The organism is Shewanella sp. NKUCC01_JLK (genome assembly GCF_019345615.1).
GTDB classification, from domain to species: Bacteria; Pseudomonadota; Gammaproteobacteria; order Enterobacterales; family Shewanellaceae; genus Shewanella; species Shewanella oncorhynchi.
This window is the reverse complement of the sequence record NZ_JAHKRD010000018.1, coordinates 72102-90306: the sequence shown is the minus strand read 5'-3', so window position 1 is coordinate 90306 and position 18205 is coordinate 72102. Positions and strand designations below refer to the sequence as shown.

The 18205-nt window shown below is 45.6% G+C and carries 19 protein-coding genes; 12 read left to right on the top strand and 7 right to left on the bottom strand.

Annotation, left to right across the window (positions count from 1 at the left end; translation table 11 throughout):
* Window positions 1-69: 69 nt before the first annotated feature.
* Complete coding sequence (locus KO537_RS18290; protein ID WP_028759742.1) at window positions 70-540, bottom strand: glycine zipper 2TM domain-containing protein; 471 nt, start codon at window positions 538-540, stop codon at window positions 70-72.
* Window positions 541-594: 54 nt separating this feature from the next.
* Between KO537_RS18290 and aat the strand changes: the two genes are divergently transcribed.
* From aat to infA, 3 genes are all read left to right on the top strand, one after another.
* Window positions 595-1308, top strand: a complete 714-nt coding sequence (aat, locus tag KO537_RS18285) for a leucyl/phenylalanyl-tRNA--protein transferase (RefSeq protein ID WP_173244518.1) — start codon at window positions 595-597, stop codon at window positions 1306-1308.
* The gene (locus KO537_RS18280; RefSeq protein ID WP_028759740.1) at window positions 1295-2005 is read left to right on the top strand and encodes an arginyltransferase; all 711 of its coding nucleotides are present in this window, start codon (window positions 1295-1297) and stop codon (window positions 2003-2005) included. Before aat ends, KO537_RS18280 begins: the two co-directional genes overlap by 14 nt.
* An 82-nt stretch (window positions 2006-2087) precedes the next feature.
* Entirely contained in the window at window positions 2088-2306 is a 219-nt protein-coding gene (infA, locus tag KO537_RS18275; RefSeq protein WP_006081934.1) for a translation initiation factor IF-1, read from the top strand.
* A 116-nt stretch (window positions 2307-2422) separates the two neighbouring features.
* Here the strand turns inward: infA and clpA are convergent, their stop codons facing one another.
* Together clpA and clpS are read right to left on the bottom strand one after the other, a co-directional pair.
* Window positions 2423-4690, bottom strand: coding sequence for an ATP-dependent Clp protease ATP-binding subunit ClpA (clpA, locus tag KO537_RS18270; RefSeq protein WP_173244515.1), 2268 nt, complete (start codon window positions 4688-4690; stop codon window positions 2423-2425).
* A gap of 43 nt (window positions 4691-4733) precedes the next feature.
* Window positions 4734-5042: an ATP-dependent Clp protease adapter ClpS gene (gene clpS, locus KO537_RS18265; protein ID WP_006081936.1), complete on the bottom strand. Its 309-nt coding sequence runs from the start codon at window positions 5040-5042 to the stop codon at window positions 4734-4736.
* A 194-nt stretch (window positions 5043-5236) separates the two neighbouring features.
* Between clpS and cspD the strand changes: the two genes are divergently transcribed.
* Complete coding sequence (gene cspD, locus KO537_RS18260) at window positions 5237-5443, top strand: cold shock domain-containing protein CspD (protein WP_006081937.1); 207 nt, start codon at window positions 5237-5239, stop codon at window positions 5441-5443.
* Window positions 5444-5764: 321 nt separating this feature from the next.
* On the opposite strand, the gene KO537_RS18255 is transcribed toward cspD, so the two are convergent.
* Window positions 5765-7990 (bottom strand): NADP-dependent isocitrate dehydrogenase, encoded by a 2226-nt coding sequence (locus tag KO537_RS18255; RefSeq protein WP_173244510.1) that lies wholly within the window; start codon window positions 7988-7990, stop codon window positions 5765-5767.
* Between the two features lie 343 nt (window positions 7991-8333).
* Between KO537_RS18255 and rluE the strand changes: the two genes are divergently transcribed.
* From rluE to KO537_RS18225, 6 genes are all read left to right on the top strand, one after another.
* Window positions 8334-9119: a 23S rRNA pseudouridine(2457) synthase RluE gene (gene rluE / locus KO537_RS18250; RefSeq protein ID WP_251071151.1), complete on the top strand. Its 786-nt coding sequence runs from the start codon at window positions 8334-8336 to the stop codon at window positions 9117-9119.
* 45 nt (window positions 9120-9164) lie between these two features.
* Complete coding sequence (locus KO537_RS18245; protein WP_105252674.1) at window positions 9165-9659, top strand: NUDIX hydrolase; 495 nt, start codon at window positions 9165-9167, stop codon at window positions 9657-9659.
* A gap of 325 nt (window positions 9660-9984) precedes the next feature.
* The gene (mnmA, locus tag KO537_RS18240; protein WP_173244504.1) at window positions 9985-11103 is read left to right on the top strand and encodes a tRNA 2-thiouridine(34) synthase MnmA; all 1119 of its coding nucleotides are present in this window, start codon (window positions 9985-9987) and stop codon (window positions 11101-11103) included.
* Between the two features lie 3 nt (window positions 11104-11106).
* On the top strand, window positions 11107-11724 hold the full coding sequence (hflD, locus tag KO537_RS18235) for a high frequency lysogenization protein HflD (protein ID WP_131523325.1): 618 nt from the start codon (window positions 11107-11109) through the stop codon (window positions 11722-11724).
* Between the two features lie 29 nt (window positions 11725-11753).
* Window positions 11754-13124: an adenylosuccinate lyase gene (purB, locus tag KO537_RS18230; RefSeq protein WP_219235236.1), complete on the top strand. Its 1371-nt coding sequence runs from the start codon at window positions 11754-11756 to the stop codon at window positions 13122-13124.
* Between the two features lie 152 nt (window positions 13125-13276).
* Window positions 13277-14416 carry a cupin domain-containing protein gene (locus KO537_RS18225; RefSeq protein ID WP_173244501.1) on the top strand — a complete coding sequence of 380 codons (1140 nt, stop codon included), beginning with the start codon at window positions 13277-13279 and terminating at the stop codon, window positions 14414-14416.
* 176 nt (window positions 14417-14592) lie between these two features.
* Here the strand turns inward: KO537_RS18225 and KO537_RS18220 are convergent, their stop codons facing one another.
* On the bottom strand, window positions 14593-15042 hold the full coding sequence (locus KO537_RS18220) for a DUF4826 family protein (protein WP_011789106.1): 450 nt from the start codon (window positions 15040-15042) through the stop codon (window positions 14593-14595).
* 280 nt (window positions 15043-15322) lie between these two features.
* On the opposite strand from KO537_RS18220, the gene KO537_RS18215 reads away from it, so the two are divergent.
* The gene (locus tag KO537_RS18215; RefSeq protein ID WP_219235233.1) at window positions 15323-16357 is read left to right on the top strand and encodes a Glu/Leu/Phe/Val dehydrogenase dimerization domain-containing protein; all 1035 of its coding nucleotides are present in this window, start codon (window positions 15323-15325) and stop codon (window positions 16355-16357) included.
* 211 nt (window positions 16358-16568) lie between these two features.
* The gene (locus tag KO537_RS18210) at window positions 16569-16913 is read left to right on the top strand and encodes a hypothetical protein (protein WP_011789104.1); all 345 of its coding nucleotides are present in this window, start codon (window positions 16569-16571) and stop codon (window positions 16911-16913) included.
* 137 nt (window positions 16914-17050) lie between these two features.
* On the opposite strand, the gene KO537_RS18205 is transcribed toward KO537_RS18210, so the two are convergent.
* Together KO537_RS18205 and KO537_RS18200 are read right to left on the bottom strand one after the other, a co-directional pair.
* Window positions 17051-17467 (bottom strand): MarR family transcriptional regulator, encoded by a 417-nt coding sequence (locus KO537_RS18205; protein WP_219235232.1) that lies wholly within the window; start codon window positions 17465-17467, stop codon window positions 17051-17053.
* A gap of 144 nt (window positions 17468-17611) precedes the next feature.
* Window positions 17612-18085 (bottom strand): DUF1285 domain-containing protein, encoded by a 474-nt coding sequence (locus KO537_RS18200; protein ID WP_219235230.1) that lies wholly within the window; start codon window positions 18083-18085, stop codon window positions 17612-17614.
* Between the last annotated feature and the right edge of the window lie 120 nt (window positions 18086-18205).

The following is an 18205-nucleotide window of genomic DNA, read 5'->3' as shown; positions in this document are numbered from 1 at the left end:
GCATTACCGTCCGTTACTCTAGATGACCATTTACTGAAGATGAGCACTTATTCAAGATGAGACAATCGCTTACATCGCGATATCAACACGCACGCCACCTTGCAGGTACACCACTCGAACTCTGTCACCCGCGTTAAACGTCATGCCAGCATCGTAATCTTGGATCACCATGACCTGAGTACCATCTTCTTGATTGATCATCAGTTCCACCAGCTTAAACGATTGCACGCTAGTACCGCTGCCATAACGGTTACCGATACCCCCACCAATCAAGGCACCTAAAATCGTCGCCACATCTCGACCCGAACCGCCACCAAACTGATTACCAATCACCCCACCCGCTAAGGCGCCGCCGAAGGTTTTCCAACCTTGATTACGGTCTTCAATTAACTGGGTTTCGGTGATATTACGTACCGAAGTGATATCGCCATAGAGTACTTTCTCAACTGGCACGGCTTGATTGCGATCATAGCCAGCATTAGCGGGACTAATGATAAAAGCAAAAATAAACATAAAGCTTGCTAGAGTAGGTTTCCACATATCTGAATTTCCGCTAACTTAATAATAAGGTCTATAACTAAATCATACTCAATTGTGAAGTCACTGTCTTTCCTGAATCACGAATTTGACGCTTTTCCTTCGCCCGAGCTCGCCTTAACCGATCCTAATGGTTTATTGGCTATCGGCGGCGACTTACGTCCTGAACGTTTACTCTCTGCTTACTACAACGGTATTTTTCCTTGGTTTAATTCTGACGATCCCATCCTGTGGTGGTCGCCGGATCCCCGCGCCGTGTTTATTCCAGGTGAAATTCACATCAGCACCAGCCTGCGTAAATACTTAAAAAAACAACCTTGGCGGATCACAATCAATCACGCTTTCACCGATGTGATGGCGGGATGTGCGCAGCCAAGAGAAAAACAGAGCGGCACTTGGATCACCCAAGAAATTCAAATGGCCTATCGCGAATTGCATCAAACAGGTCATGCCCACTCCATTGAAGTGTGGGAAGGTGAACGTTTAATCGGTGGGCTTTACGGCTTAGCGATCGGCCAAGTATTTTGCGGCGAATCCATGTTTCACCGTAAAACCAATGCGTCCAAGGCCGCCGTTGCAGCACTGCAACAACATTTACTCAAGATGGGATTCAAACTCATCGACGCACAAGTGATGAATCCCCACCTAGAAAGTTTGGGAGCTAAAGCTATTAAACGCATTGATTTTATAACGTTACTGAGCGAACTGAGAAACAATCCCGTGGACCCAAATACTTGGGCCACTAAAGAGGTCATCCTTGAACTCGAGTAAAGCGTCGATCGCTATCGGTATCAGTCAAATATTTCCCTGCAGCTACCTTGATGGCCAGCAGGAGCAGCTACTCGTCATCCAAGAAGATACGCTCGATCCCATTTTATTTGAGCGTTTGCTCGCGGTGGGTTTTCGCCGCAGTGGTAGCTCTATCTACAAACCTCGCTGCCCTAGATGCAGTGCATGCCAACCAATCCGTGTGCCAACGCATGAATTTGTCCCATCGAAACGCCAAAAACGCACTTTAGCAAAAAACCAAGATCTGACTTGGCGTATAACATCGGAGCAAACCGCCGAGCAATATACGCTATATGAACATTACATTCGTGGGCGACATTTTGACGGCCCCATGTTTCCCCCGAGTGAAGATCAATATAATCACTTTCTTTTTTGCCATTGGTTACCGCCAACGTTTATCGAAGTCTATGATGGAAATAAATTATTGGCAGTTGCGGTCACTGATAGTTTGCCCAATAGTCTTTCGGCAATTTACAGCTATTTTGACCCCGACGAAGAACATCGCTCCCTCGGTGCACTGTTAATTTTAATTCAGTGTCGACTGGCGAAACTCATGAATAAAGAATTTGTTTATCTCGGATATCAAATAGATGAAAACCGTAAGATGTCTTACAAGCGTTTGTATCGCCCTTATCAAATTCTGACACCGACGGGCTGGGAGTATTCCCAAGTTTGCTAAGTACTTCCCCTTTACAGCGGGGGGAATTTGGGGCATGATACGCCCGTTTTTTATATTCGAAGGCTAATGGGATAATTAATTAATGGCGAAAGAAGACAACATTGAAATGCAAGGCACTATCCTTGAAACCTTGCCAAACACAATGTTTCGTGTAGAGCTTGAAAATGGTCATGTGGTGATAGCCCACATTTCAGGCAAAATGCGTAAAAACTACATCCGGATCCTCACTGGCGATAAAGTTACCGTCCAGCTGACTCCTTATGATCTGACCAAAGGTCGCATTGTCTTCCGCGCACGCTGATATAGCCTCTTAGATTTAAAAACCCGGCAAGGCCGGGTTTTTTTGTTTGCGAAAGATGAAAAAAATGGCTGCAATTGCAGCCATTTTTATGTCTAAAACTAATGGATAATCAAGCATTAAGCTTTTGTTGTCGCTTTTTCGTGACGTTCGGTACGAATGACAATCTCGCCCTCCTTCACATCCACATGCGCCACTCCGCCTGACTCTAAGACACCAAATAATATCTCGTCAGCCAATGGACGTTTGATCAATTCGGTCACGACCCGAGCCATTGGACGTGCGCCCATGTTCTTATCGTAGCCTTTCTCGGCCAACAAGGTTCTGGCTTCGTCGCTGACTTCCAAAGTAACGTGTTTTGCATCCAACTGAGCCTGCAATTCCACCAAGAATTTATCGACCACTTTGGCGATAATCGTCATATCCAAATGATTGAACCAAATGATGGAATCGAGACGATTTCGAAATTCTGGCGAAAATACTCGATTAATTTCAGATAATGCATCTTGGGTGTGATCTTGCTGGGTAAAGCCAATAGACTTACGAATAGTCTCCTGTACACCCGCGTTAGTGGTCATCACCAAAGTCACATGTCTGAAGTCAGCCTTACGACCATTATTATCGGTCAAAGTACCGTGATCCATCACCTGCAACAGCAGGTTATAGACATCACGGTGGGCCTTCTCAATTTCATCCAATAGCACGACACAGTGCGGATTTTTAATCACTGCATCCGTGAGCAAGCCACCTTGGTCATAACCCACATAACCAGGAGGCGCACCAATCAGGCGTGACACTGTATGGCTTTCCATGTACTCAGACATGTCAAAGCGCACCAGTTTCATCCCCAAGCAGTTGGCCAGTTGGTTAGTGACTTCGGTTTTACCCACACCGGTGGGACCGGCGAATAAGAAGCTCCCCACAGGTTTTCGGTCAGCACCTAAGCCACTGCGCGATAAGCGAATGGCCGAACTCAGACTCTCAATGGCCTTATCTTGGCCAAAGACCACCATCTTAAGGTTGCGCTCAAGGTTACGCAGTAAGTCCTTATCAGTAGCGGATACCGACTTCTCAGGGATACGTGCCATTTTCGCCACAATCGACTCAATCTCGGCCTGGCCTATGGTCTTTTTACGTTTACTCATAGGCAGCATCACCATACGCGCACCCGCTTCATCAATCACATCGATGGCTTTATCGGGTAAATGCCTGTCGTTGATGTGCTTGGCCGACAATACTGCAGCGCTGCTGATCGCGGCCTGAGTATAACGAACCCCATGATATTCTTCGTATTTAGACTTAAGCCCCATCAAAATCTTAGTGGTTTCTTCCACTGAAGGCTCATTGATATCCACCTTTTGGAAACGACGTGCAAGTGCGCGATCTTTCTCAAAAATACTTTGATATTCTTGGAAAGTAGTCGAGCCCATGCAACGCAAATTGCCGCTAGATAGCAAAGGTTTCAGCAGATTAGAGGCATCCATTACGCCGCCAGAGGCCGCGCCCGCACCGATAATGGTGTGGATCTCATCGATGAATAGGATGGCATGCTTATCCGCCGCCAGTTCTTTTAACAGGTTCTTAAAGCGTTTTTCAAAGTCACCGCGATACTTAGTTCCCGCCAGCAGTGAACCTAAATCTAAGGAATACACTGTCGCTTCAAGCATTACATCGGGTACTTGTTTATTGACAATGCGATACGCTAACCCTTCAGCAATCGCTGTTTTACCTACACCCGCCTCACCCACTAACAGTGGATTATTTTTACGGCGACGGCACAGGGTTTGAATCGCGCGCTCAATTTCTTGGTCGCGACCAATCAAAGGGTCGATGATCCCTTGCTTTGCAAGTTGATTTAAGTTGGACGCAAATTGCGACAACATACTACGCTCTTCGCTGCCTTCGCCCTGCTCTTCGACACGTTCTTGATCTTGATGTGACTCAGCATCATCATTTTTGGCGAAACCATGGGAAATAAAATTCACTACATCGAGGCGACTAATGTCGCAGCGGCGCAGTAAATACACGGCTTGGGATTCTTGCTCACTGAAAATGGCAACTAACACGTTAGCGCCGTTCACTTCATTGCGACCCGATGACTGCACATGGAATACTGCCCGTTGCAGCACTCGCTGGAACCCAAGCGTCGGCTGAGTTTCTTTGTCATCATCAATATCGGCAATGATTGGGGTTGTTTGTTGGATAAAGCTTGCCACTTCATCTCTGAGTTTATCTAGATTCGCTCCACAGGCGATTAACGCTTCTTGAGCCGCAGGATTGTCGATCAGAGCTAATAACAGATGTTCCACTGTCATATACTCGTGACGCGCGTCTCTGGCTTGCTGAAACGCCAGATTTAAGGTGACTTCCAGATCTTTGTTCAGCATAAGCACCCCCAAAATTAACAACAGACTACAGAGTAAAGCGGTTTTATGCTTTCTCTAACGAACACAGTAACGGATGTTGGTTTTGTCTTGCAAATTGATTTACTTGTATCACCTTAGTTTCTGCAATCCCAAACGGGAAAATACCGCAAATCCCTTTTCCTTGGTGATGGATCGTCAACATGATATCGGTCGCTTCCTGCTCGTTCTTGCGAAAGAAAACCTGCAAAACTTCAATCACAAAATCCATTGGGGTGTAATCATCATTATTGAGTACCACCTTATACATCGAAGGCGGCATTAACTCTGATTCGACACGTTCTTCAACGTGTTCAATATTTCCTATCTTTGCCATTTTTTAATACTAGCCTCTCGTGTTGGCCTCTTCCAATTGTTCCGTTCAAATTAATCAGTTGTTACCCCTTTGTTAATTTTAGCTTGACTTCCGCATTTACTCCTTACATTCTGTTGTGCAGACGGTGAACGAATACCCGTCTATACAGGTTTTACTATCTTACTGGTAAGTAGACAACAGAAGGAAGTGGAAGTATGGCAAGCGGAACTGTTAAATGGTTCAACAACGCCAAAGGATTCGGGTTTATTTGCCCTGATCAAGGTGGTGAGGACGTTTTTGCACACTATTCTACCATTGAAATGGAAGGCTATCGAACTCTAAAAGCAGGCCAACCCGTTCAATTTGAAGTAGAAGCCGGTCCAAAAGGGATGCACGCTTCAGCCATTTCACCAACAAAATAACGTTTGGTGAGGCCAATGATCTAAAAGGCAGGGACTTGTCCCTGCCTTTTTATTGCTGCGTGTTTCATCAATTCTCACCACTTAATGCTGCATCGCTCATCATCATTTCGCATGAATTTAATTCAAGTTCAATCGCCACACATCATCCATTGCATCCCAGAAAAAAGTTTTTATCATCGGTCTCGACAGCAAATTTAGGGTATAAAAAAGGATCTGCAATGCAGACCCTTTTTTAAAATCAGTCTAATGACTTACAACTTTACATCAACTTAGATGGCCAACACTGACGCGCACGCCATCTAAAAGTGATAACGAGCGGGATTAAGCAATCAACAGCTTGTTCAACGTCTCGCTTGGGCGCATGGCTTTTTCAGCCTTAGCCGCATCTAAACGGTAGTAACCACCTAAATCGACTGGTGCACCTTGTGCCATCGCTAATTCAGCCACAATCACTTGCTCATTCGCCGCGAGCGCATGCGCTAACGGAATAAAGTGTGCTTGTAACTGCTCATCGCTGGTTTGCGCTGCTAAGGCTTGTGCCCAGTACATGGCTAAGTAGAAATGGCTACCACGGTTATCCAGCTCACCGACTCTTCTTGATGGCGATTTATTGCTATCTAAGAATTGGCCAATGGCTTGATCTAAAGTATCGGCTAATACTTGGGCTTTTGGATTGCCCACTGTTTGGCTTAAATGCTCAAGAGACGCCGCCAGAGCCAAGAATTCACCGAGCGAATCCCAACGTAAGTGACCTTCTTTCTCAAGCTGTTGCACGTGCTTAGGCGCACTACCACCCGCACCTGTTTCAAATAGACCGCCGCCGTTCATTAATGGAACGATTGACAGCATTTTAGCACTGGTGCCTAGCTCAAGGATAGGGAACAAGTCAGTCAGGTAGTCACGTAGAACGTTACCCGTAACTGAAATGGTATCTTTGCCTTCTTTGATGCGAGCCAAAGACAAACGCGTCGCGTCTTCTGGAGACATAATGCTGATATCTAAGCCATCAGTGTCATGTTCTGGCAGGTACTGCTGCACTTTTGCAATGATTTGCGCATCGTGGGCACGTTTGCTATCTAACCAGAATACCGCAGGGGTATTGCTTAAACGGGCACGGCGCACGGCCAGTTTTACCCAATCACGGATAGGTGCGTCTTTAACTTGGCACATTCTCCAGATATCGCCCGCTTCCACGTTATGGCTCATCAATACCTTACCGCTGGCATCGACAACGTTAACCACACCGTCAGCAGGAATTTCAAAGGTCTTATCGTGGCTGCCGTACTCTTCGGCTTTTTGCGCCATCAAGCCCACGTTTGGCACGCTGCCCATGGTTTTAGGATCAAAAGCGCCGTGCTCTTTACAAAAAGCAATCGTTTCTTGGTAAATACCGGCATAGCAACGATCAGGGATCATGGCTTTAGTGTCATGCAGTTGACCGTCTGGTCCCCACATTTGGCCAGATGAACGAATCGCAGCAGGCATAGACGCATCGATAATGATGTCGCTTGGCACGTGTAAGTTGGTGATACCTTTGTCAGAATCAACCATAGCCAATGCGGGACGCGCAGCGTAAACGGCGGCGATATCGGCTTCGACTTCGGCGCGGCTATCAGCAGGTAATGTCGCTATTTTGGCATAAACATCACCAAAACCGTTGTTAACATCAACGCCTAATTCAGCGAAAAGCGCCGCATGTTTGTCAAATACTGGCTTGAAGAAGACCTTCACAGCGTGACCAAACATAATAGGATCAGACACTTTCATCATAGTGGCTTTCAGATGCAGCGATAATAGCACATCTTCAGCTTTGGCGTTTTCGATTTCACGCTCATAGAAGCTCACTAAGGCTTTTTTACTCAACACCGCAGCATCGATAATTTCGCCAGCCAGCAACTTAAGACCCGATTTGAGCACCACTTCTTGACCATCTTTTTGGGTAAGCACGATATTCACGCTGCCCGCATCAGATAAAGTGACAGACTGCTCGCTGCCGTAGAAATCGCCGTCAGTCATGTGAGCAACATGTGACTTGGAATCTTTGGCCCATTTCCCCATGGAATGCGGGTTTTTCTTGGCGAAGTTTTTCACCGATAATGGGGCACGGCGATCTGAGTTACCTTCACGCAGTACTGGGTTTACCGCACTGCCTTTGATCTTGTCGTAACGGGTTTTAATTGACTTTTCAGCGTCAGTTTTTGGCTCATCCGGATAATTAGGGATGTCGTAACCTTTTTGCTGCAGTTCAAGGATACAGGCTTTTAATTGTGGGATCGAAGCACTGATATTCGGTAACTTGATGATGTTCGCTTCTGGCTGATTCGCTAACTCGCCAAGCTCTGTCAGATGGTCGCCAATCTTTTGTGCTTCGGTCAGTTGCTCAGGGAAACTGGCAATAATACGGCCCGATAACGAGATATCACGGGTTTCAACCGCAACGCCCGCGGCGTCGGTAAACGTTCTGATAATAGGTAAGAGTGAGAGGGTGGCCAGTGCTGGCGCTTCGTCTGTTTCAGTGTAAATAATTGTTGATGAGTTATCTTTCATGTTACATCCTACATTATTGTAAAATTTAATATTTTTTATAATAATTTTATAGCATGGCGAACAAATCTGAGCACAGGGAAAATATCAATCAAGGCAATCGACCACGCCCTCATCTTTCAAATTCTCAATGCCCTTCTGTCTTTGCGCGCAAGCTAAAATTTGTTACAACGACTCATTAAAACCTAATAAACATTTAGGCACAGATCACATTTTCTGGCCGACATCATAGAGCATTCGCAATAATATTCAAATTCCACTAACGGCGAATGCCAAGTACACTATGACCACATTAACGACTCAATCAAGTCAGGTAAGCGTGTCTCAACCTCCTGTTAGCAAAAGTATGAACAAAAACAAGTTTCAACCTAAAGGTGCCAATGCCAGCGCAAGTTCCCCAGCCAAGAGCCCGATTAAACCCGCTAAGCCCGCCAGCAGAGGCCCTGCCAACCGCGCTACCGCCGTAGATAGCAAAGTGGCGCCAGCACGAAATGCCAATGGCAGTTTAAAGAAAGAACCCTTTAAAAATCCTAATCGACGCGCAATTGCGGCGGCAAAACCGGTGCTGAGTCAAACGCTCGCACCAATTATCGTGCTGTTTAATAAGCCTTTTGATGTACTTTGCCAGTTTACCGATGAACAAGGTCGTAAAACCCTAAAAGACTACATTCCCATTGCTGACGTGTATGCCGCAGGCCGCTTAGACAGAGACAGTGAGGGCTTGTTGTTGCTGACTAATGACGGTCAATTACAGGCAAGGCTGACAGAGCCAAAAAAGAAAACCTTTAAAACCTATTGGGTGCAAGTAGAAGGCGTTCCGACGGAAGATGTACTGACAAAACTGCGCCAAGGTGTTGAATTAAATGATGGTATGACGCTGCCTGCTAAAGTCAAAATCATGGATTCACCCGACATTTGGCCACGTAATCCACCGGTGAGAGAGCGCAAAAATATCCCAACAACTTGGCTAGAAATCCAAATTCATGAAGGCCGCAACCGCCAAGTCAGACGCATGACAGCGCATATCGGTTTTCCGACCTTAAGATTAATCCGTTATAAAATAGGCCAATGGAGTCTAGATAATTTGCCATCGGGTGAGCACAAATGCATCCGTCTCGGTGATGAAGTCTAAATTTCAGCCTAATTTTTGCGTTCCAATCCACTCAAAGGAGGCTCCATGAGTCAAAGATATAAACCCCATGTGACCGTCGCTTGTATTGTTCATGCAACTTCACAGGACAAATATCTGATGGTAGAAGAGTGGATTGAAGGCGAGCAACGCTTTAATCAACCCGCGGGTCACTTAGAAGCGAATGAAAGCTTGATCCAAGCCTGTGAGCGCGAAGTGTTTGAAGAAACGGGGTTATCACTCAAAGCCCAAGGACTCGTCGGTATTTATCAACTCAGCGCCAGTGAAGACTTAGCCTTTGTGCGCTTTACTTTTTTCGTGCAGTTAGATGATATGCCCTCACCTGCGCCGCAGGATAAAGCGATCCATAGTGCGCATTGGTTAAGTCTTGCGCAGATAGAAGCCAAGTCCTCTTTACTGCGCAGTCCCTTAGTACTCGATTGCTTAAAAGACTATCTCAATCAGGCACAAAATGGCCAAACTTATCCCCTTAGCCTACTCAATAGTGACCGCCTCACGATAGCCCAAGCGAGCAAGGCGTGATAGAATACCGCCCCGCATAAACGGCTGGCTAAGCTTAATGCGTGTGCTACTGCAGAGGCCTTGTACAGCAAATAAATAGTTGGCCGTAAATGCGAGGTTTACTGACAGTTTGCGGACTCATTTTATTTGATAGCGCCGGCAAAGTTTGATTTAGCAATCAGCAGCACAGCACCTAGATGTAAAGTTAGCTTGGATTTAAAGTGAGCTTGGATTTTTTAGTTAGCCCATATTTTTAGTTAGGTTCGGTATTTTTGTTACGCGCTCAATGTCGCGGCTTAAATTCATCCACCTAGCCAACACACATACTCAATGGTTTTTAGGATTTATGACATCAATCGAACCCACTCATACAGGAAAAAAAGTCATTGTCGGCATGTCCGGCGGTGTAGATTCATCTGTTTCAGCCTATTTGCTTATGCAGCAAGGCTATCAGGTTGAAGGCCTTTTCATGAAGAACTGGGAAGAAGATGACAACAACGAGTACTGCGCGGCCGCAGAAGATTTAAAAGATGCCCAAGCCGTGTGCGACAAGCTTGGGATCAAGCTACATACAGTCAACTTTGCTGCCGAATATTGGGACAATGTATTTGAGTATTTCCTCGCCGAATACAAAGCCGGCCGCACGCCAAATCCCGATATCATGTGCAACAAAGAAATCAAATTTAAGGCGTTTTTAGAATTTGCCGATGAAATCCTCGATGCCGATTACATCGCCATGGGTCACTATGTTCGCCGTCGCGACAATAGCGACGGCAGCACACAAATGCTCCGTGGCGTTGATGGCAATAAAGACCAAAGTTATTTCCTCTACACCCTTAGCCATGAGCAAGTAGCCCGAAGCCTGTTCCCTGTCGGTGAGCTCGAAAAACATCAAGTTCGTGAAATTGCGAAAGAAATGGGCTTAATCACCCATGACAAAAAAGACAGTACTGGCATCTGCTTTATCGGTGAGCGCAAGTTCACTGAATTTCTAGGGACTTATTTACCGGCGCAGCCTGGCAATATTGAAACCCCAGAAGGTGAAGTCATAGGCACGCACCAAGGACTCATGTACCACACCTTAGGCCAACGTAAAGGCTTAGGCATTGGCGGCATGAAAAACAGCAATGACGATCCTTGGTATGTGGTCGATAAAGATCTTGAGCGTAACGTATTGATCGTGGGTCAAGGCGGACACCATCCCCGTTTGATGTCGACCGGCATGACAGTTAACCAACTGCATTGGGTAGATAGAACTGGGCCTGTCGATGGTTGTCATATCGCAGTGAAAACCCGTTATCGCCAACAAGATGTGCCTTGTACATTAACCTACACAGATGAACACACCTTGCGCGTGGTCTTCGATGAACCTGTTGCGGCGGTGACGCCTGGACAGTCTGCGGTATTTTATGATGGTGAGGTCTGCCTAGGTGGCGGCATCATAGATCAATTAATCCGAGGGTAAAGCGTGAACGAGCAACTCATTAATCGGACGATGGCGTTTGCAGGCATACTGCAAGCCATTGCCCAAGTTCAACATTTAGCGCGCCATGGCGAATTGGATAATGCCGAGCTCGCAGCGAGCTTAAACACCATTCTCGTCACCAATCCTGACAATACGGCCGATGTCTACCAAGATAAAATCGTATTGCAAAAAGGCTATAAGCTGATCCTGAACCAGCTCGGTGACAGCAGCCAAAAAGATGTTGAAATCACCCGCTATTTAGTGGGCGTGCTTGCCCTTGAGCGTAAACTCGTGCGCTCTAACAGTGGCTTAGGCATGTTGGCTGAACGTATTAATCAAGTGAATCGCCAGCTACATCATTTTGCCATCACAGATGAGCAAGTTGTTGCCAATCTTGCCAGCATTTACAGTGACATCATCAGTAATTTAGGGCCAAAAATCCAAATATCGGGTAATCCTGTGTGTTTGCAGCGCCCTATTGTACAACATAAAATTCGTGCTCTGCTGCTTGCCGCTATACGCAGCGCAGTACTGTGGCGTCAGTTGGGCGGTAAACGTCGACACTTAGTCTTCGCCCGCAAAGCCATAGTCGATACAGCCAAGAAAAGTCTTACCCTATAATAAAATTAGCGTTCATCAAGGAGCTACACATGGATCTTTCCGCACTAACTGCTATCTCTCCGGTAGACGGTCGTTATGGTAGTAAAACCGCGTCATTGAGAGGGATTTTCAGCGAGTTCGGTCTTACCAAGTACCGTGTTCAGGTTGAAATCAATTGGCTAAAACTGTTAGCCGACTGTCCAGACATTAGCGAAGTGCCAACATTGAGCGCGTCAGCTATCGCCGTGCTCGATGGCATTAAAGACAATTTCAACGAACAAGATGCGCTGCGTGTTAAGGCTATCGAAAGCACCACTAACCACGATGTAAAAGCGGTTGAATACTTCATTAAAGAAAAAATCGCGGACAATGGCGAATTAGCCGCTGTAGGTGAGTTTGTTCACTTTGCTTGTACTTCTGAAGATATCAACAACTTAAGCCACGGTTTAATGCTGACTGAAGCCCGCGAGCATGTATTACTGCCTTACTGCAACGAGTTGCTGACGGCAATTAAAAAGCTGGCGATTGAATATCGATCTGTGCCATTAATGTCACGTACCCATGGCCAACCTGCGTCACCTTCGACGCTCGGTAAAGAGATGGCGAACGTCGCAGTGCGCCTTGAACGTCAAATCAAACAAATCGCCAATGTTGAAATCATGGGTAAACTGAATGGTGCCGTAGGTAACTACAATGCTCACCTGTCAGCCTATCCTGAAGTTAATTGGCATGAGCTGTCTGAGCGTTTTGTGACTAGCCTTGGCTTGCACTGGAATGCCTACACGACGCAAATCGAGCCACACGATTACATTGCCGAATTGTTTGATGCGGTTGCCCGTTTCAACACTGTGCTGATTGACTTTGACCGTGATATTTGGGGTTACATCGCCCTAGGTCACTTCAAACAACGCACTATCGCCGGTGAAATCGGTTCATCGACTATGCCGCACAAAGTTAACCCCATCGATTTTGAAAACTCTGAAGGTAACTTAGGTATCGCTAACGCACTGATGCAACATTTAGCGTCTAAACTACCGTTATCAAGATGGCAACGTGACTTAACTGACTCGACTGTACTGCGTAACTTAGGTGTGGGTATTGCCCATGCGTTGATCGCGTATCAAGCGACCTTAAAAGGCATCAGCAAGTTAGAAGTTAACGAAGCGCATCTGCGTGATGAGTTAGATCACAACTGGGAAGTGTTAGCAGAACCCGTACAAACGGTAATGCGTCGTTATGGTATTGAAAAGCCATACGAAAAATTAAAAGAACTGACGCGCGGTAAACGTATCGACGCGCAGCAACTGTCAGTGTTTATTGACGGACTTGAATTACCAGACTCAGTGAAAGCTGAACTGAAGAAAATGACGCCCGCCAATTACATTGGTCGCGCCGAAACGTTTGTCGACGAACTGAAGTAAGTTATTAATTAAAATTGGCGATTAACTAATATTAAGCTATTGACTGAAATTAGTTATTAACTGAAGTTGGCGACGGACAATACTCTTTCTTAAACAGAAATAAGGATTAAGGCGACCCACATCACCGCGATGTGGTCGCCTTTTTTAACACTATGTATACACTCAATCTCGATATCGCCCAGTTTCTTAGTGAATACTGGCAAAAGAAACCCCTGTTGATCAAAAAAGCATTTCCGCAATTTGAAGATCCTATCAGCGCCGATGAATTAGCAGGCCTTGCCTGTGAAGAAGAAATCTCTTCACGCATCGTCGTCACCAAAGACAATGATTGGGAAGTGGTGCAAGGTCCGTTTGAAGATTACGACAGCTATGGCGAAACCCATTGGCAATTATTAGTGCAAGCCGTCAACCATTGGTACCCAGATTCGCAACCATTAGTTGAAGCGCTGCGTTTTTTACCTGACTGGCGCTTCGATGACTTGATGGCATCATTTGCAACCCCAAGTGGCGGTGTCGGCCCACACGTCGATAACTACGATGTGTTTATCATTCAAGGCGAAGGTGAGCGTCGCTGGACTGTGGGTGACAATACCCCGCAACAACGCCGTGGTGGCAATCCCAACTCGCCGCTGGTTGAAGACTTTACGCCCATTATCGATGTAGTGTTAGAAAAAGGCGACATGCTTTATATTCCACCCGGTTACCCGCATTGCGGCGAAACCCTAACTGTGGCAATGAGTTACTCGATTGGTTTCCGCGCTCCTAGCCAGCAAGAATTAGTCAGTGAAGTCGCCGATTATTTGCTCGACAATAACTTAGGTCAGCAGCGTTTCACCTCGCAAACTGAACCGAGTTCAGCCGGTATCGTCAGCCAAGACCATCAAGTGGGCATAATGTCACTCTTGAGCCAGCTGAGCCAAGATCCTAATAGCTACCAAATCGTGTTGGGCAAGTTGCTTAGTCAAAACCGTTTCGAGCTTGATTTGTGTGAAGGCGAAGAAGCTTACAGCATGGAAGATTTGCAAGATGCCTTCGCCCAAGGTGCTGGAGTGAGCCGTATAGGTGGTTTGAAAGTATTGCGCCTTGAAAATGACGCCACGCCGCGATTATTCATCAATGGTGATGTACACGAACTGCCCCAAACACCGGCAGATGTGATCGCACAGTTGAGCGATAACGTCAGCTTAAACGCCGATGAAGCGACTGAAATATGTCAGCATGAAGAAGTCCAAGCCTTACTGTTGAAACTCATCAATCAAGGTTTCTACTACTTGAGCGACAGCGAAGAATAAGCCCTATCGACTTTGTTCGATGACCTTGTTCTTAACATAGGAGATCAACATAAAAGTCAGTATAAAAAAGGCACTCAATTGAGTGCCTTATTGTTATTTCAATTATCAGTATCAATCGACACAAGTGACTGTATTAACTCAATACTATCTAAATACAATCCTCAACTCATTTGAGTTTAAGCATTCCACAGTTTATCGTCGTTGTGCATACGATATAAACTCTCGGCACGCGATACTAATAGTTGAGCAAATTTAGCCTGAGTGGCATCACGGGTTGCACCCGAACGCACTAAGTTTTCCGCCTGCATTTGCCACATCATAGAGAAATGACGCACGGCATCACGGGCCGTCGCCGCCACTTTGACATCGACAAAATCCGACGGTAAATCACCTGACATCACCCAATAGGTTTTGTTGCTTGGACGCTTTGATTCCATCTTCCAAATCGCCATATAAGGCGCAAGATAACGGCTTTCATCGGCGAGGACTTTGCTTGGGATCACGCCTTTTTCAGCGAGAAAACGATTAGCCTTTTGAAATTGAGTTCTGACCCACTCTTGACGCAGCTTTTCTATTTCTTCAGCTGATAAATTTTGTTGAGTTTGGTCGACAGCTTGTTCAGTCATACTTCCGTCCTATCTTATTGTTATAACGCGAGCCTAATTCTTGGGATCAGTGCGCGATTCATTCTATTCGTTACGTTAAATTCAGTACAATCCATTCTTAATCGCAAAGCTTACGTTTACGTAAAGTGGAAAGCTAAATTGCCACATATAATGTATTTATTCAGTCATTATGCATGGTTGAGAGTATCGCTAAATGCTATGGTTCTGCAATAAATATAACAAGCAGTCGATAGAGGCTCACCTCGTCGGCTTTTTCATTGTGTATAGCGGAGAAATTCACGTGGCTGTATTTAATCATGTATCCTTTGACGAACATGAACAGGTTGTATTCTGTCATGATAAAGAAAGTGGCTTAAAGGCCATTGTCGCCATCCATAACACTAACCTTGGTCCTGCCGTGGGTGGATGTAGGATGTGGAACTACCAATCGGATGATGAAGCCCTGACTGACGTATTACGCCTTTCTCGTGGCATGACTTATAAAAATGCCCTAGCAGGTTTAACCATGGGCGGTGGTAAATCCGTGATCATTGCCGATCCGAAAAGACAAGATCGCGAAGCCCTATTCCGCGCCTTTGGCCGTTTGATTAACAGCCTAGGTGGCCGATACTATTCAGCGGAAGATGTTGGCACTACTACGGCTGATATTATGATCGCCCATGAAGAAACCCCTTATATGGCGGGTCTTGAAGGCAAAAGTGGCGATCCATCACCGTTCACAGCCCTTGGCACTTATTTAGGCATCAAAGCTGCGGTTAAACATAGACTTGGTTTAGACAGCCTAAGAGGCCTTAAAATCGCCGTTCAAGGCGTCGGTCACGTTGGCTATTACCTGTGCAAACACTTGCATAACGAAGGCGCTGAACTGATTGTTACCGACATTCATCAAGCCTCGTTAGATAAAGTCGCTACCGACTTTGGTGCCATTATTGTCGCGCCTCAAGAAATCTACGCGCAAGATGTGGATGTGTATGCCCCTTGTGCCCTTGGCGCAACCTTAAACGATGCGACCTTACCGCAACTGAAAGCCAAAATTGTTGCTGGCTGTGCCAACAACCAATTAGCCCAAGTACGCCACGGTGAACAACTGAAAGAAATGGGCATACTTTACGCGCCAGACTATGTGATCAACGCAGGCGGTATTATCAACGTGTCGTTCGAAAAAGATTACGACGCAGCAAAATCGACTGCTAAAGTAGAAGAAATTTACAACACGCTGCTAAAAATATTCAGCCAAGCCGATGCGCAGAACCGTACAACTGGCGCCGTGGCTGATGAAATGGCAAAAGCTATTATCGAAGCCGCTAAGCAGTAATTTTTTACGCGTTTATTATTTTTTATGCCCGTCAAATATTGAAAAAAGCGACCTCTGGTCGCTTTTTTGTTATCTAACATTTAATCTATCACTAAGCTCATGGTTTAGCCGCGCTTTTAATTTCGACACAGAATATTCATTTAATCACGCTGGAAAACGTCATATTTGTCTGCTTGAATTAGTCTATCAGGTCCCAGCACAGGATAGCGCTATGATCCGTTTCAAATATGATCTCAACCAAGATGTGGTAGAACTGCAAGCCAGCAATTGGAGTGGTTTAGAGCGGGTCTTCGTTAATGGCCAGATGGTGTCGCACAAGCTTAACTTTAAGCCTCAAAGCGAACATACCATTCAGCTTAAAGACGGCGCGCCTTGCAAGTTTGAACTACTTATCGATCCCCAAACCGATGAACTCATGTGCCGAATTTATAAGCAACATAGACTCGTCGCTAGCCTAAAACAAGGTAAAGAAAATTTATTAGCTAGCCGGCGTTATTTACAGCACTCAGTGATAGCCGTAAGTCTGCTTTGCGTCTTTGCACTTTACTTGAATTAATCAAACCAGTTTAATCCCGCAAAGTGAGGCATAGTGGGTGGGATTAAACTGGGAAAATAAATTGAGATAACCACATACAGATAGAAGTAAAAACGGCTAAACCACAGTTTTCTGCCATACCCATTAGATTCAAAATTTCAAGCCAAACGGTTGATTTTATTTAATAGTAAAATGAATGTCTGTTGTTCATCTTCACTTAGATTTGACAGGAATTTTTCATTGACCCGCTCAGCTTCGCAGATAAGATCTTGCTCTAATGCTTTGGCTTCATCGGTCAAAAAGATTTGGAAAGCACGCCGATTATCGACTTCTTGATGACGAGTAATAAGACCTTGCACCTGCAACTGATCGAGTAAGCGCGTCATAGTGTAATTTGCCACATCGCAACGCTTAGACAATTCAGTTTGGCTTATGCCCTCTTCTTGCCACAAAGCAAACAGCACAGGCCACAGTTTTATATCGAGTTGATATCGCTTAAGTTGCAGATCAAGCTCATTTTGCAGCTCGATATTTAAGTGGGATACAAGATAGCCTAAGCTTTCATGACGATTCAAACAGCACCTCCTACAGCAAAGGTTTAACGCGTTTTCACTTACTCTGCACGCCATCATAGGAACCCAGAGTTAGTTTTAATACTACCACTTAACCCATAATAAACTAGCTTAGACCACAGCAAATTATGTGATTAACCTACGAGCTCATTCCTCATCTAGATCAGATAAATTGAATTCATTCACAAAATTATAGTAACAGGCCCGACCTAATTTGCCCCATAAACCGCGCTCAAGCGGCAAATAAACACTGTCATCGGTGAGCTTCATCTGTTTTATATCGACTTTGTGGTGCTGTGTTTCAATGCTGGTTCTTACATTGAGCAGCGAATGGGGTTGCGCTCGCTCGAAATCGACAATCAGTAAGGGAGCATCTTCAACCCGCACTCGCACCTTCTCCACTGGGGTAATTAAGAAATACTCATCATCGATGCAATGCAAAATACTGGCGAACAACTTAGCAAACTTTGCTGGTAGCGATGTGCCTAGATAGGTCCAATCACCCAAGGCGTTAATGTCAAACAATGGGGCTTCACTGCACAATGGCACAACCGATGTTAGCCTACTATCGGCGGCGAATTGTTTAAGCGTGTGTTGAATACTGTCAGTCATCTTTTCCATCTTCGGCCTCCACCATTCATAAAAAAACCAGCCTTGCGGCTGGCTTTAGTGTGACATTCAACACTGGGATATACCAGTGAGGATAATGACAAGCTCACTGGCGAAGCTAAGCGATAAACA